Genomic DNA, 12103 nt, shown 5'->3' with positions numbered 1-12103 from the left:
TTACTATGGAACTGCTTTCAGTCAGTGGCAGTTCTTCCCTGGATAATAAATCAGCTGTTTACTTTTCTCCATCAAAGTTTTTATTTATTCACTTTTTAGAATAATACCAAAATTCAAGCGCCGTGTCAACACATTTTTAAATAAAAATAAAAAAAGCAGGAATTATTTCTGTATTCGAACAGATATTCCTGCATTTTTGTATGTTTACCATTCCATCTTGTCGAGAATGTACTTGTAGTATTTTTCCCGGATCTCTCTGAGGCTCCTCTTTCTTATGAGGACTCTGTCGTCGGTCTTTGTCCTGAATTCAGTATCTACTGAGCTTACGTGGTCCATGTTCACGATATAGCTCTGATGGCATCTCAGGAATCTCCTGTTTTCGAGCCTCAGCTCTATGTTGTCGAGCTTGTCGTATATCTTGTACCTTTCTTTGTCCAGCGTGTGTATTATTACCGCCGTGTTCTTGCTCTCGAGATACACTATGTCTGCATAGCTTATGTTGTGTATCCTTCCCTTGATGTTTATGGTCAGGCTCTTTTCGTTTGCCTCTACTTCTTTTATATATTTGTCCAGAAGCGTCCTGAGATTTTCATGATCCAATGGCTTGAGAAGATACCCGAAAGCAAATACATCATAGCTTTCGAGCGCAAATTCCGGTGATGTGCTCATGAATATTATCTTTACTTTTTCGGAGTACTGCCTGATCTTTTTTGAGATCTGAATGCCGTTTTCTCCGCTCATGAATATGTCCATGAATATGATATCAAAGCCTCTCAGCTCATCCATGTATTCCGCGAGAAGATCTTCGCCCTTTTCAAATTCTGAGGCATTATAATTGTGCGGATTGCTTTCAAAGTATCCGGATACATATCTTCTTATGTTTTCTCTGTCCTTCGCGCTGTCATCACATATTGCTATGTTTATCATATAGAACCTCTAAGCTTATGATTTTTTGATTACTGTGCTGATTTTCCATTTTCCGCTAAGATAATATGCCGTAGCGAGCGCTGTGGAACCCAGGCTTGCCACTGGTGCTGCAAGTCCTATGCCCATGAGACCCCAGTCAAACGTAAGCCCGAATATATAGGCTGCCGGCACTCTGAGAAGAAGCGCTGACATTATCCCTGTTATAGATGCGAACGTGGTGTGTCCTGCTCCTGTTATCAGTCCGTTTATACAGAAAATCAACGGCACTATTATATAATCAAGCGATAATGTGTTAAGGTATGTGACTCCTGCCTTTATCATTTCAGGATCGTTGTCAAATACCGCTATTATCTGCTCCGGAAACATCTGGGTTATTGTGAATATTGGAAGAGATATTCCAAGCGCCACAGCTATTCCAATGTACATAGTATGCTGTGCTCTTTTTATCTCTCCTGCTCCTATATTCTGAGCTACCATTGCTGACACGGATGATCCCACTGCTATTGCGGGAAGTATCGCGAAGGAGTTGTATTTGGATATTACTCCGAGAGCTGCTGATGCCTTTACTCCAAAGCTGTTAACAAGCCCTGTCATAACAAGGAAGGATATGTTTACCGCTACGTTCTGTATAGATGTAGGTATGCCGACCTTCATAAGCATCCTGAACTTGTCTGCGTGGAATTTGAAGGATTTGAGCCTGAAATCGAACATGAAGTCCGTATTCTGAAGATACAGTATGCACAGCACCATGCTTGCCGCCTGTGATACTATCGTCGCTATGGCTGCACCTCTTGCGCCCATTCCAAAGTATCCTACCAGTATCAGATCAAGTACTATATTTACTACGCATGCTATGGTAACAAAGTAAAGTGGCCTCCTGCTGTCTCCCAGGCCTCTCATTATAGCGCTCAGTGCGTTGTACCCGAAGATGAATACGGATCCAAGCACGGTTATCTGAAGATATTCTCTCGCCTGTGCAAATGCCTCTGGTGGTGTCTGTATGAGATTGAGGATAGGGGTCGCGAGGATCATCATCGCCACGGTTATGACTACTGCGGCTGCGAGCAGCGAAATCATCATGGTGCTTATCGATTCTACTGCTGATTTTCTGTCCCTCGAGCCCATGTACTGGCCTATTACGACCGTACCTCCTACGCTGAGGCCTATCACTATATTGGTTATTATGAATGTTACCTGACCGCCTATGTTTACCGCCGAAATACCTACCGCCCCGCCAAAACGGCCTACTATAAGCATGTCTGCGACATTATAAAGCGACTGTACGATATTTGAAATCATAAATGGAAGAGCAAATGTTATAAGCTGCCTTACAACGTTACCCTGTGTTAAATCATTTCCTGTCTTGCTCATTTGTTCTCCAATCTAAATATGTTTAATTTCTCATTTATGATTATATCATACAATGCCCTATTTTAGAACGGTATTGTATCATAATTGTCTATCTTATATAAAGATTTCCTGCGAGTATTTCCTGGATTTTCTCAGTCGGGATGACAAATTCGATAACACCCATGTATCCCGGAGCTACTTCATACTTGTCGAATGAGATCACGAGCTTTGAATCTTCGTTTATATAGAACTGCTGATCTGCAGCTATCTTTTCAAATCCCTCATCTCCCATTATCTCGGTCTCTCCCTTGAGCCAGTATGTCCTGTTTTCATCCTCTTTCATCTGCTGCTTCATCTGCTCCTTTATATTACTGCTTATGACATCGATATAGCTTTCATCCCTGAAGAGGCTCGGGAGGGTTATCATAACCTCGTTCTTCTTGTCTATAGTGTCATATCTGAACTGAGTCGAGGACGAACCCACTGTGTTTACTACATATCTTCCTATGGAAAGTATCTGGTCATTGTCTGTCTTTATAACGAATCCGGAGTCTACTCCCAGATGTCCACCGTCTGCAAATTCCTCCATCTGAGCCACTTCCTTTTCGAACTGCTCAAAGAGCTCCTTATTCTCATCTATATATCTGCTGTTGAGCGATTTCTGAAGCTCTTCATTCTCCATGCCTTCTATTATCGGAGTCTGGATTTCCGCATTGTATGTGCCTTCGTCATAGCTTTGCTGACTGAAATTTATTACTCTTACGAGGCTTCCTATCAGCGGTATCTCCGCCACTGAGTCTGCAAATGCGGGGCTGATGTTTACTGCGCCTGTGAACAGCAGCGCTGCTGCCGCTGCAATACCTGCGATGTTTTTTATTCCTCTTATTTTCCTGTTTTTATTCATGATTATACTCTCCTTATGACTTTCGGCTCTGGAGCCTTCGATGGCGCTTATTACCGTCATTTCCAGCTCCTGAGGGATCTCTATGTTCTCATATTCTATTATCATATCTTCGATATTGTCTCTAAGCTTGCTGCTTTTCATTTTTATCTCCTTATCCTATATAAAAGCCTGGCCACGGCTCTACTCTATTATCGCTTTAAGCTTTCTCAGGGATCTGTACAGAGTGCTTTTTACCGTGCTGAGCTTCCTGCTGGTTATCTCTGCCACCTCGCTCAGCTCCATGTTTTCAAAATACCTGAGGATTATTATCTCTCGTTCCTGCTCTGAGAGCTTTTCGAGGGCGCTGCTGAGGATTTCTCTGTCCTCAAAACTGCTCTGAGATGGAGTCTCGACTGTCTTTTCGATTTCCCTGGTCAGTTCCTGTTCTTCCATCACTGTAATCCTTGAGTTTTTTCTGAGATGGTCTCTCGCGGTGTTTATGAGCACTGTGCAGAACCAGGTCTCCATATGCTGCGGATTTAGGTCGCCTCTGTAGCTGAGCGCCCTGTATATGCTTTCCTGGATTATGTCGAGGGCATCTTCTCTGTTTCTGACATGGCTCCAGGCGATCCTGTAGTGTTTTTCTCTTGCTGATAGAATATATTCTTCCAGATTTTTTCTTACATCTGAGTTCATTTTGTTTTCCTGCCTTTTTGTTTTAATTGGATATCCGTTTTGTCTTTTCATATATTAGACGCATGAGAATGCAAAAAAGTTTCATATCTCATATAAGTTTAATTTTACTCTTACTTTGGTATAATATCTATGGTAGTGTTGTTTTTTATCATTTATGTAAAGGCAGGTGCTCTGTTATGGCAAAACTTAATATGGAAGAAAAATTTGAAGAATTCAAGGCTGCTTTTAAGAAAAAATGGAAAGAGCTTGGCAGCGATGAGCTTGACTCCATGCTCGAAATAAGGGAAAATCAGGAAGAGATGATCGACAAACTTGCGGTTAAATACAACAAGACCAGGGAAGAGATGAAGAAGGATTTTGAAGAGTGGCTGGAAAAAGTTGAAGAGGAGAAGGAAGATGACGTCGAGGAGATTCTCGAGGAAATCGAAGATATTGACAAATTTAAGAAATAACATAAAAAGAATGAGCCGGCAGGGGTATGCCGACTCATTCTTTTTATATATTCACAGACGAAAGGCTTGGGGAATATTCATTTCCTTTACGGCTTTTCATCATCGGGGGGCTGTTTCTTCAGCGTTTTTTCCACGCTTTTCTATATACATCGATTATCTGATCTATGGTTGGCTTTACAGGATTTGACGGCATGCAGGTGTCCTGCAGCGCAAGCTCTGCAAGCGCTCTGAAGTCTTCTTCTCTTACTCCGAGATCGCTGAGGCTTGCTGGTATGCCGACTTCGTGTGAAAGCTTTTTTATTTCATTTATGGTCTGCGCTACTGCTGCACGGGAACTGTATGAGGCTCCCTTAAGCTCAAGCGCGCCGTATATCTTTTTGAAGTCATAGTGAGTCTTTTCATCTCCGGCATTGAACTCCATGACATGTGGAAGGAGCACGGCATTGCATACTCCATGTGGAAGATTATAGAAGCCTCCGAGGGAATGCGCCATGGCATGGACCATTCCAAGCCCTGCATTTGAGAATGCGAGCCCTGCGCTGTACTGAGCATAGGCCATCATCTCTCTTGAGTTCATGTCGTCTCCGTTTTTCACGGCGCGCGGGAGATGCTCTTTTATGGCGGTTATCGCCCAGAGTGCATCCTTGTCTGTGAAAGGAGTCGCCTCGTTTGAAAGTACTGCCTCTATTGCATGGGTCATTGCATCCATCCCTGTAGCTGCCGTAAGGCTCTGCGGCATGGATTTCATCAGGTTCGTGTCATTTATGGCTATCCAGACACTGCAGTTGGTGTCTACCATAACCATCTTGGAATGTCTTTTTTCATCTGTTATTACATAGAAGGTCGTCACCTCTGAGCCTGTTCCTGCCGTAGTATTTACCGCGACTACCGGAAGCGATTTCTCGGATGACTTGTTCACGCCTTCGTAATCCTCGACTCTTCCTCCGTTTGCCAGTACTATGCCGACCGCCTTACAGGTATCTATCGCTGATCCTCCTCCAAGCGCCACTATAAAGTCCGGCTTTATGTCTGCTGCGACGCTGAGGGCCTCGTTTACTATCTCAACCGTGGGGTTTGGCTTTACTCCGTAGTATATGAAGCTGTGTACTCCTGCGCCCGCAAGCTCTGTGCATATCTGGTCTGCAACTTTGCTTTCAAAGAGAAAGCTGTCTGTTATAACAAGCGCTTTTCTGAAGCCTTTTTTCATTATTTCTCCCTGGAGAAGCTCTATGGCTCCTGCCCCGAAGAAATTGGTAGATATCATGTTGACTCTGCAGGGATTATGCATGTTTTTCACCTCATTTTTGTCCGAATTCCATGTTTCTGTAATCATGCGGGTCTATCTTTGCGAGCATGTCCATCTCCTGCTTTGTTGGGAGCGGAGTATAGCTTATGTCTATATATCTTATGTCAAAGCCTGTATTGCTTGCTACTTCTTCTATGCTTGATGTAGGATGTATGCTGTCTAGTATGAGCTCTCCGTCATACATTCTGAATATGCATAAAGGGGTAACTATCCTGTCTATGTTTCCCTGGGTGGTCACGAAGTCCACCTTTTTTACGAATGTCCTTACGTCATGCTTAGTTCTCCATATTATGGCTCTTTTTGCTGTCGGTATGAGCACTGCGCTTCCTGCTCCGCCTGGCATCCTTACTTTTGGCTTGTTATAGTCTCCTATTACGGATGCGTTTACGTTTCCGGCGTTATCGAACTGGATTCCGCTGAGGAATGCGACATCGAGCCCACCTCTCATTGAAAGGTCGAATACGTCTGAAAGCGGAAAATCCGCTACGCTCGTATCTGTAAGCGCGGTTCCTGCGCTGGTATATTTCTGGAGCTCTGCCGGATATGGGTCTACTCCTCCCGGGATGTTAAGATGCACTGCGTCCGGTGCATGGAGCGCTTTTGCAAGCAGCACCGCTATCATAGGCATGTGCGAGGAAACTCCGTGAAACACAGTATCTCCATCTTTTATGAGTCTTGCCATCGCGCATACCATTATGTCGCAGCTTCTTGCTGACTGCACGCTGTTTTCGGATGTGTTGTTCACTGATTCCCTCCTTATCTGTAATCCTTTATCTTCTGAGCATCCAGGTAGCTGCTAAGCTCCTGAGCGTCCTTCATGGCCTTGAATGCCTTTATGTGGTCTCTGTCTATATCATAATAGCCCTGGCATGAGCATGGCGCCGCTCCTCCTGGAGCGTGCACTACTGCGGAAACCATGAATCCCGGTATGTCTACCTTCTGGGATGAGGTATGCAGTTTTGTATCTGCCTGAAACTTTGAGGTATCAACTATCTTCTCTGCTGAAACTATTATCTTTTTTGATGCCTTTGCCAGGAGCACGTCATCGAATTTTGGTCCGTATATGAGTGAATTTCCTCTGATATCTGCTTCCTGTACATGTATTATGGTGACGTCAGGCGCTATGGCCTTTACTACGGTTATCATCTCTCCCGAAAACGGATCTGCCATGCGCGTGAAATAGTCATTCGCATCTATCAGATCACTCACCATCAGTCCTTTTACAGGCATGAACGGTATCCCGTATACAGCTGCTCTGAGCGCGCTCATAACGGTATAGCATGCGTGTTCATTCGCCTTCACGGTTCCGCCCTGTACGGCTCTTCTGTAGTGGTCTGCAAGTGAGAACTCGGTCTCATAGCTTATAAAGCCTGCATCTACGCTTTTTACGCATCCACCAAAACACAGCATGTCTACGTCCATGGCTCCGGCTGTCTTCACTACCTTAAGGTCTCTTCTGCCCTGTCTGACTGTTTCTCTTATGAGGGCCATCGGCGCTCTGTGGAGCACGTTTCCTCCCACGCCAAGCGTGTCCCCGTCTCTGATCAGCTTTACTGCGTCAGAGATGTTCATCAGCTTGTTCAATAAAATCCCTCCTCTTAAGTTCTATTTTGCTGCGTTTGCTGCTATGTGGACTGCATCCCACACTCCCGCGAAAGGAGGTGCGTATACGAGGTCTGTCATTCCAAGCTCGTCTGTGGTCATGTTGTTGTGTATTGCAACTGCGAATACGTCTACTCTCATAACCGCGCCTTTTATTCCGGCTGTCTGCGCTCCAAGGAGCCTTCTTGTGCCTGCTTCGTATATGAGCTTTATGGTTATCGGCGTCGGGTCCGGATAATACGCCGGATGGTCCATGGCCTCTACTATGACTGTTCTGTAGTCTATTGCCTGTCTCTGGGCTTCTGCCTCGCCAAGTCCCGTACGTCCCATCTCGAGGTCGCATACCTTTATCGCTGCAGATCCGAGCGCTCCTGTGAATTTTATATGCTTGCCCATGATGTTCTCACCGGCTATTCTTCCGCATTTGTTGGCTACTGTTCCAAGGGCGAGGAATGCATTTTCCTTCAGGCCTTTGTGATACACGAGGCTGCAGTCGCCTGCTGCCCATATGTCGGCTATCGAGGTCCTCATCTCGCGGTCTACTATGAGTGCTCCGTTTGGGGCCATCTGTATGCCTGTGTCTCTGAGGAATTCTGTTGCCGGACGTACTCCTATCGAGAGCACTACGAGATCCGCCGGATACTGCCCCTTGTCTGTGACTACGCTGCTTACGCTCTGACCTCCCTGTATCGAAACTACTTTTTCTGATGTCCTGAGGCTTACTCCCTTTGAAATGAGCTCTTTTTCTGCAAGCGCGGATATCTCTCTGTCAAACGGCATGAGTATCCTGTCTGCGAATTCTACGCAGGTTACGTTCTTTCCAAGGTGAAGGAATGCGTCTACTGACTCGATTCCTATATATCCTCCGCCTACTACGACTACATTTCTGATCTGAGGGTCTGCTGCTATTTCCTTCAGGCGAAGGCCGTCCTCAAGCGTCTTGAGCTGATATACGCCTTTTCTGTCTATTCCTTCTATAGGCGGCTTTACTGCTGAGGCTCCCGTAGATATCATAAGCTTGTCATAGCTGTCTATGAATATGTCTCCTGTCTCGTGGTTTCTCACGAGGAGCTGTTTTTCTGATGGTATTACCTTTAGGACTTCATGATGCAGATGAGTCTTTATTCCTGTCTTTTCAAACTGCTCTCTGGTCCTTGCTATCATTTTGGTGTAGTCGTCGTTGAATCCGCCTACATAATATGGAAGCCCGCACGCTCCATACGAAAGGTATCCGCCCTTTTCGTATACTGTTACCTCTGCCTGTGGGTCCATCCTCTTTATCTTTGAGGCAGCTGACATTCCTGCCGCTACTCCTCCTATAACTGCTACCTTCAAATCTGGCTCCTTTCCTGAATGGAATCTGCCTTTGCCTGTGCTTCGTCAATGGCCTGCCTTACGCTCTTTTCACCTGTGAATGCGCTGTATATCGCGTCATAAAGCACACCGTTCATATCTCCTGCCTCAGCAAGCGGCGGGAAGGGCTCTGCGTATTCTTCTATCATTCTGAGCTGGACTCTGTACCATGGGTATATGTCCGCACCCTTTTCATAATTGGATTTTCTTACAGGCGCTCCCGAGCATTCTCCTGCCATGGCGTCGATTTCCGGGGATCTCAGGTATTCAAGGAGTTCCTGTGCTTCTTCCTTGTTTTTGCTTACTCCCGTTATCGCGAATGACCAGGTTACGTTCCACGCTGTGTCAAATGTCGAAAATCCTATATCTTCCTTTTCCTTACAGTCTTTCATTACTACGCCAAGCTGGCCGCTCCATGTGGTCGCCATCATGGCTTTTTTATCTGAAAGTATCTCTCTTATGTCATCATTTCCATAGGTATGAGTGTCCTCTGGCGCAAATTTTCTGAGAGATACATATTTTTCAAGTTCATTTTCAAGCTCTGCGATATTGCAGCTTATTCCTGATTCGGTCTGAGTGTATACGTCTTTTCCGCCGCTTCTCAGGTATGGCAGCGCATCAAGCAGTATCTCTGACTTTGCGGCCTTGAGGGCGATCGGATTCTGATATCCTGCCTTATGTAATTTTTCGGCGATATCGACAAATTCATCCGCAGTCATTATCTCTCCAGGAAGCTTTCCTGCCGCCTTTTCTACCGCGCTTTTTCTGTATGCTATCATGTGTCCGTCACAGAATGATGGTGACAGATATGTCTTTCCCTTATACTGCATTTCTCTGGCTATGACTGGAAGTATGTCCTCGAAATCATAGCTTATTTCCTGCAGGTATCCTTTTTCTACGAAATCTCTCAGCCAGAGATGCCCTGCTACCATTACGATATCGTAGTCTGCATTTCCCTGAAATGATTTCATCATGGTCTCGAAATAATCGTCCCATGACACTATGTCGAATTCTGCTTCAACGTCTTTTTTGGGGAACTTTCTGAGCAGGTCCAGCCTGCTGTCTACGTATACGCTTACTGCGGGGTCCTGTACCGCCAGTATCTTTATCTTCTTCATTTGTTCATCCCCCTTAAAGATTATTCTTCTATCTGTGGTATCGAATCGACGATTCCGACAACAAGGGCATCAACAGGAGCTGCACTGTCAAGGGCGTGTTGTGTGGTATTATCAGTCGTGATCAGCACGCATTCGCCGATTCCGGCTCCAAGCTTGTCTGCTGCAACAAATATTTCGTCTCGGTTTCCATAAAGTGGTCTTATCGTCAATAGCTTATATCCCACGAGATTCTGACATTTCCTTGTAGATACAACTGTCCCAACTACTTTTCCTAAAATCATGTTCATCACTCCTTAGCCCGTTTTTTTATTTTTCTATTTTCTCGAATCTCAGCATCTGGCCCTGCTCGAGCGCGAATGCGTTTGCATTGTCTGTGTCTATGTGAAGGTCAAGCGCATAACTGCTCTTTACTCTGACCTTTACTCTGTCCATTACTCCGCCGCTTCGGCCTTCGACATAAACTTTTATATAGTCTCCGTCCTTTATTTCAAATGCCGCAGCCTCTTGCTCTGACATGTGAGCATGCCTCTCTGCTATTATTGCTCCCTGAGGCGCATCAAGCTCTCCTGCTGGTCCTTTTACCTTGAGCCCCGGAGTTCCTGAGAGGTCTCCCGATTCTCTTATCGGAGGCTTTATGCCCAGAGTCCTTGCATCTGAAAGCGAAAGCTCTGCCTGAAAGCCTGAACGTACGGGTCCCAGTATCCTCACCTTGTCGATGGTTCCTCTTGGTCCTGTAAGGCTAACTGTCTCCTGCGCTGCAAACTGTCCCGGCTGGCTGAGGGGCTTGAGAAATGTAAGCTGGTGTCCTTTTCCGAAAAGTATTTCCACTTCCTGCTGGGTGAGGTGTACATGTCTTGCTGATATCCCCACCGGTATGAGCTTTTCTGCACTCTTCATCTTTGTTATTTCGGCAAGTACAAGCTCTGTTATCTGATCTATGAGGTTTTGTGTGTTCATATTACCCCTTCCTTCAAGCTCTGTGCATATTAAGAAAGAAAACTAACTCTGCAAATAAACAAAGTCAGTTTTCTACAGTCTTTATTTACTTGATCATTGGCAGGATTGAATTGATGTCTGCGTGTGGTCTTGGGATAACGTGTACTGATACTACTTCGCCAAGTCTTGATGCTGCTTCGGCTCCGCTCTCTGTAGCTGCCTTTACTGCTCCAACATCTCCCTGTACTATTACTGTAACAAGGCCTGAACCTATTTTCTCTGTTCCTACTAATTCTACCTCTGCTGATTTAAGCATTGCGTCTGCTGCTTCGATTGATGCTACTAGTCCTCTTGTTTCGATCATTCCTACTGCTTTCATGATTTCGTCCTCCTGGTTTTTGGTTTCTGAGTTTGATTGGTTTGTTTAACATTATCCTGCGCTTCCTGAGGCGGCTCTGCTGCCGGTGCCTCATCAGCAGATTTTTCGGCCTGGTCAGCTGAGTCTTCTGCCTTAACGCTTTGTGCTGGCTCAGCGCTGATGTTCTGAGCCTTATTATCCTGTTTATCTTCTGCAAGGTTGAGCAGTCTTTTTATCTCCGGATGGGGATTTGATATCGCAACGGCTACTTTGATATTATTCTCTCCTATCCTTCCTCCTGTAGCATATACCGCTTCTATGGCCGCATTTACCGAGGATGTGTCTCCACCTACTATTATCGTCACCATCCTGCCTCCAAGCTTTTTTTCGCATGATACGAGGTGAACGTCTGATGCCTTGAGCATTTCGTCAAGGGCGATAAGGGCATTTGTGAAGAAGTTGATCTCTACTACTCCTATTGCACTGAAATTTTTTTTATTCATTATTCTTTATTTCATTCCTGGAAATATTTTTGCAGTGTCATCGTGAGGTCTGGCTATAACGTGTACGCTTACCAGTTCTCCGAGTCTTGATGCCGCTTCGGCACCAGCTTCTGTAGCCGCCTTTACTGCTCCAACTTCCCCTTTTACTATCACTGTAATAAGGCCAGATCCGATTTTCTCTGTTCCTACAAGCTCTACGTCTGCAGATTTGAGCATTGCGTCTGCCGCTTCTATAGATGCTGTAAGGCCTCTTGTTTCTATCATTCCTATTGCCGCCATATTACTACCTCCATCTGATGGTTATCCGTTTATTTTCACCTTGGTAATTTTTCCCAGTTGAGATGTTCCCTCATATGGATTGTCAATTACACTTGTTATTATTTCCTGTTCTGTGTTGAATCTGAGCGCCGCCTCGTGAGCTGTCTGAGTCGCTATCTTTACGTCTGAGACGCTGCCTTCGAATTTCACCTGTACTGTGAGGGGTATGTTGGCACTGGAGTCCTTGGGATTGATGGTATCAATGCCAAGAATTCTTATATCCGTAGCCTTGCACGCCTTGTCCATTGCATACAGGGCTGTACCATATCCCGCAACTTCTAAAAATCCCATTGCCATGATT

At 45.3% G+C, this 12103-nt stretch carries 16 protein-coding genes and 1 other annotated feature (1 of these 17 cut by a window edge); of the genes, 1 reads left to right on the top strand and 15 read right to left on the bottom strand.

The annotated features are described in order from the left end of the window. Positions 1-84, bottom strand: a binding site (T-box leader) (it extends 169 nt beyond the left edge of the window). A 120-nt stretch (positions 85-204) separates the two neighbouring features. The 4 genes from AC4PGZ_RS12305 to AC4PGZ_RS12290 all read right to left on the bottom strand — a co-directional run bounded on the left by AC4PGZ_RS12305 (position 205) and on the right by AC4PGZ_RS12290 (position 3856). Then, positions 205-927, bottom strand: a complete 723-nt coding sequence (locus AC4PGZ_RS12305; RefSeq protein ID WP_492158901.1) for a LytR/AlgR family response regulator transcription factor — start codon at positions 925-927, stop codon at positions 205-207. A gap of 15 nt (positions 928-942) precedes the next feature. Next, complete coding sequence (locus tag AC4PGZ_RS12300) at positions 943-2298, bottom strand: MATE family efflux transporter (RefSeq protein WP_492158900.1); 1356 nt, start codon at positions 2296-2298, stop codon at positions 943-945. Positions 2299-2386: 88 nt separating this feature from the next. Further along, positions 2387-3322 (bottom strand): anti-sigma-V factor RsiV, encoded by a 936-nt coding sequence (rsiV, locus tag AC4PGZ_RS12295; protein ID WP_492158899.1) that lies wholly within the window; start codon positions 3320-3322, stop codon positions 2387-2389. Between the two features lie 39 nt (positions 3323-3361). Next, on the bottom strand, positions 3362-3856 hold the full coding sequence (locus tag AC4PGZ_RS12290; protein ID WP_492158898.1) for an RNA polymerase sigma factor: 495 nt from the start codon (positions 3854-3856) through the stop codon (positions 3362-3364). Positions 3857-4032: 176 nt separating this feature from the next. On the opposite strand from AC4PGZ_RS12290, the gene AC4PGZ_RS12285 reads away from it, so the two are divergent. Further along, the gene (locus AC4PGZ_RS12285) at positions 4033-4308 is read left to right on the top strand and encodes a hypothetical protein (RefSeq protein ID WP_492158897.1); all 276 of its coding nucleotides are present in this window, start codon (positions 4033-4035) and stop codon (positions 4306-4308) included. Positions 4309-4426: 118 nt separating this feature from the next. Here AC4PGZ_RS12285 and AC4PGZ_RS12280 read toward each other — a convergent pair whose 3' ends face one another. From AC4PGZ_RS12280 to AC4PGZ_RS12230, 11 genes are all read right to left on the bottom strand, one after another. Then, entirely contained in the window at positions 4427-5641 is a 1215-nt protein-coding gene (locus AC4PGZ_RS12280) for an iron-containing alcohol dehydrogenase (protein WP_492158896.1), read from the bottom strand. Continuing rightward, a complete protein-coding gene (locus AC4PGZ_RS12275; protein ID WP_492158895.1) occupies positions 5607-6359 on the bottom strand; it encodes a CoA-transferase subunit beta in 753 nt (250 codons plus the stop codon). The genes AC4PGZ_RS12280 and AC4PGZ_RS12275 overlap by 35 nt, the downstream gene beginning before the upstream one ends. Before the next feature lie 11 nt (positions 6360-6370). After that, entirely contained in the window at positions 6371-7198 is an 828-nt protein-coding gene (locus AC4PGZ_RS12270; protein WP_492158894.1) for a CoA transferase subunit A, read from the bottom strand. Between the two features lie 21 nt (positions 7199-7219). Then, positions 7220-8551: a CoA-disulfide reductase gene (locus tag AC4PGZ_RS12265; protein ID WP_492158893.1), complete on the bottom strand. Its 1332-nt coding sequence runs from the start codon at positions 8549-8551 to the stop codon at positions 7220-7222. Continuing rightward, the gene (locus tag AC4PGZ_RS12260; RefSeq protein ID WP_492158892.1) at positions 8548-9687 is read right to left on the bottom strand and encodes an extracellular solute-binding protein; all 1140 of its coding nucleotides are present in this window, start codon (positions 9685-9687) and stop codon (positions 8548-8550) included. The genes AC4PGZ_RS12265 and AC4PGZ_RS12260 overlap by 4 nt, the downstream gene beginning before the upstream one ends. A 20-nt stretch (positions 9688-9707) precedes the next feature. Beyond that, positions 9708-9968, bottom strand: a complete 261-nt coding sequence (locus AC4PGZ_RS12255) for a EutN/CcmL family microcompartment protein (protein WP_492158891.1) — start codon at positions 9966-9968, stop codon at positions 9708-9710. A 25-nt stretch (positions 9969-9993) separates the two neighbouring features. Next, complete coding sequence (gene pduL, locus AC4PGZ_RS12250) at positions 9994-10644, bottom strand: phosphate propanoyltransferase (protein WP_492158890.1); 651 nt, start codon at positions 10642-10644, stop codon at positions 9994-9996. Between the two features lie 85 nt (positions 10645-10729). Then, a complete protein-coding gene (locus AC4PGZ_RS12245) occupies positions 10730-11002 on the bottom strand; it encodes a BMC domain-containing protein (RefSeq protein WP_492158889.1) in 273 nt (90 codons plus the stop codon). Continuing rightward, entirely contained in the window at positions 10999-11484 is a 486-nt protein-coding gene (locus AC4PGZ_RS12240) for a BMC domain-containing protein (protein WP_492158888.1), read from the bottom strand. The genes AC4PGZ_RS12245 and AC4PGZ_RS12240 overlap by 4 nt, the downstream gene beginning before the upstream one ends. A gap of 6 nt (positions 11485-11490) precedes the next feature. Beyond that, on the bottom strand, positions 11491-11763 hold the full coding sequence (locus AC4PGZ_RS12235) for a BMC domain-containing protein (RefSeq protein ID WP_492158887.1): 273 nt from the start codon (positions 11761-11763) through the stop codon (positions 11491-11493). A gap of 21 nt (positions 11764-11784) precedes the next feature. Further along, entirely contained in the window at positions 11785-12099 is a 315-nt protein-coding gene (locus tag AC4PGZ_RS12230; RefSeq protein ID WP_492158886.1) for a BMC domain-containing protein, read from the bottom strand. Positions 12100-12103: the final 4 nt, after the last annotated feature.

Source organism: Proteocatella sp. QWL-06, from assembly GCF_058684135.1.
The sequence above is the reverse complement of the archived record's forward strand: the minus strand, read 5'-3'. Positions and strand labels throughout refer to the sequence as shown.

Excerpts from the sequence above, each read along its gene's own strand:
- AC4PGZ_RS12305 (WP_492158901.1), bottom strand. The coding sequence starts at position 927 with ATGATAAACATAGCAATATGTGATGACAGCGCGAAGGACAGAGAAAAC.
- AC4PGZ_RS12300 (WP_492158900.1), bottom strand. The coding sequence starts at position 2,298 with ATGAGCAAGACAGGAAATGATTTAACACAGGGTAACGTTGTAAGGCAG.
- rsiV (WP_492158899.1), bottom strand. The coding sequence starts at position 3,322 with ATGAAAAGCAGCAAGCTTAGAGACAATATCGAAGATATGATAATAGAA.
- AC4PGZ_RS12290 (WP_492158898.1), bottom strand. The coding sequence starts at position 3,856 with ATGAACTCAGATGTAAGAAAAAATCTGGAAGAATATATTCTATCAGCA.
- AC4PGZ_RS12285 (WP_492158897.1), top strand. The coding sequence starts at position 4,033 with ATGGCAAAACTTAATATGGAAGAAAAATTTGAAGAATTCAAGGCTGCT.
- AC4PGZ_RS12280 (WP_492158896.1), bottom strand. The coding sequence starts at position 5,641 with ATGATTACAGAAACATGGAATTCGGACAAAAATGAGGTGAAAAACATG.
- AC4PGZ_RS12260 (WP_492158892.1), bottom strand. The coding sequence starts at position 9,687 with ATGAAGAAGATAAAGATACTGGCGGTACAGGACCCCGCAGTAAGCGTA.
- AC4PGZ_RS12255 (WP_492158891.1), bottom strand. The coding sequence starts at position 9,968 with ATGATTTTAGGAAAAGTAGTTGGGACAGTTGTATCTACAAGGAAATGT.
- pduL (WP_492158890.1), bottom strand. The coding sequence starts at position 10,644 with ATGAACACACAAAACCTCATAGATCAGATAACAGAGCTTGTACTTGCC.
- AC4PGZ_RS12245 (WP_492158889.1), bottom strand. The coding sequence starts at position 11,002 with ATGAAAGCAGTAGGAATGATCGAAACAAGAGGACTAGTAGCATCAATC.
- AC4PGZ_RS12240 (WP_492158888.1), bottom strand. The coding sequence starts at position 11,484 with ATGAATAAAAAAAATTTCAGTGCAATAGGAGTAGTAGAGATCAACTTC.
- AC4PGZ_RS12235 (WP_492158887.1), bottom strand. The coding sequence starts at position 11,763 with ATGGCGGCAATAGGAATGATAGAAACAAGAGGCCTTACAGCATCTATA.
- AC4PGZ_RS12230 (WP_492158886.1), bottom strand. The coding sequence starts at position 12,099 with ATGGCAATGGGATTTTTAGAAGTTGCGGGATATGGTACAGCCCTGTAT.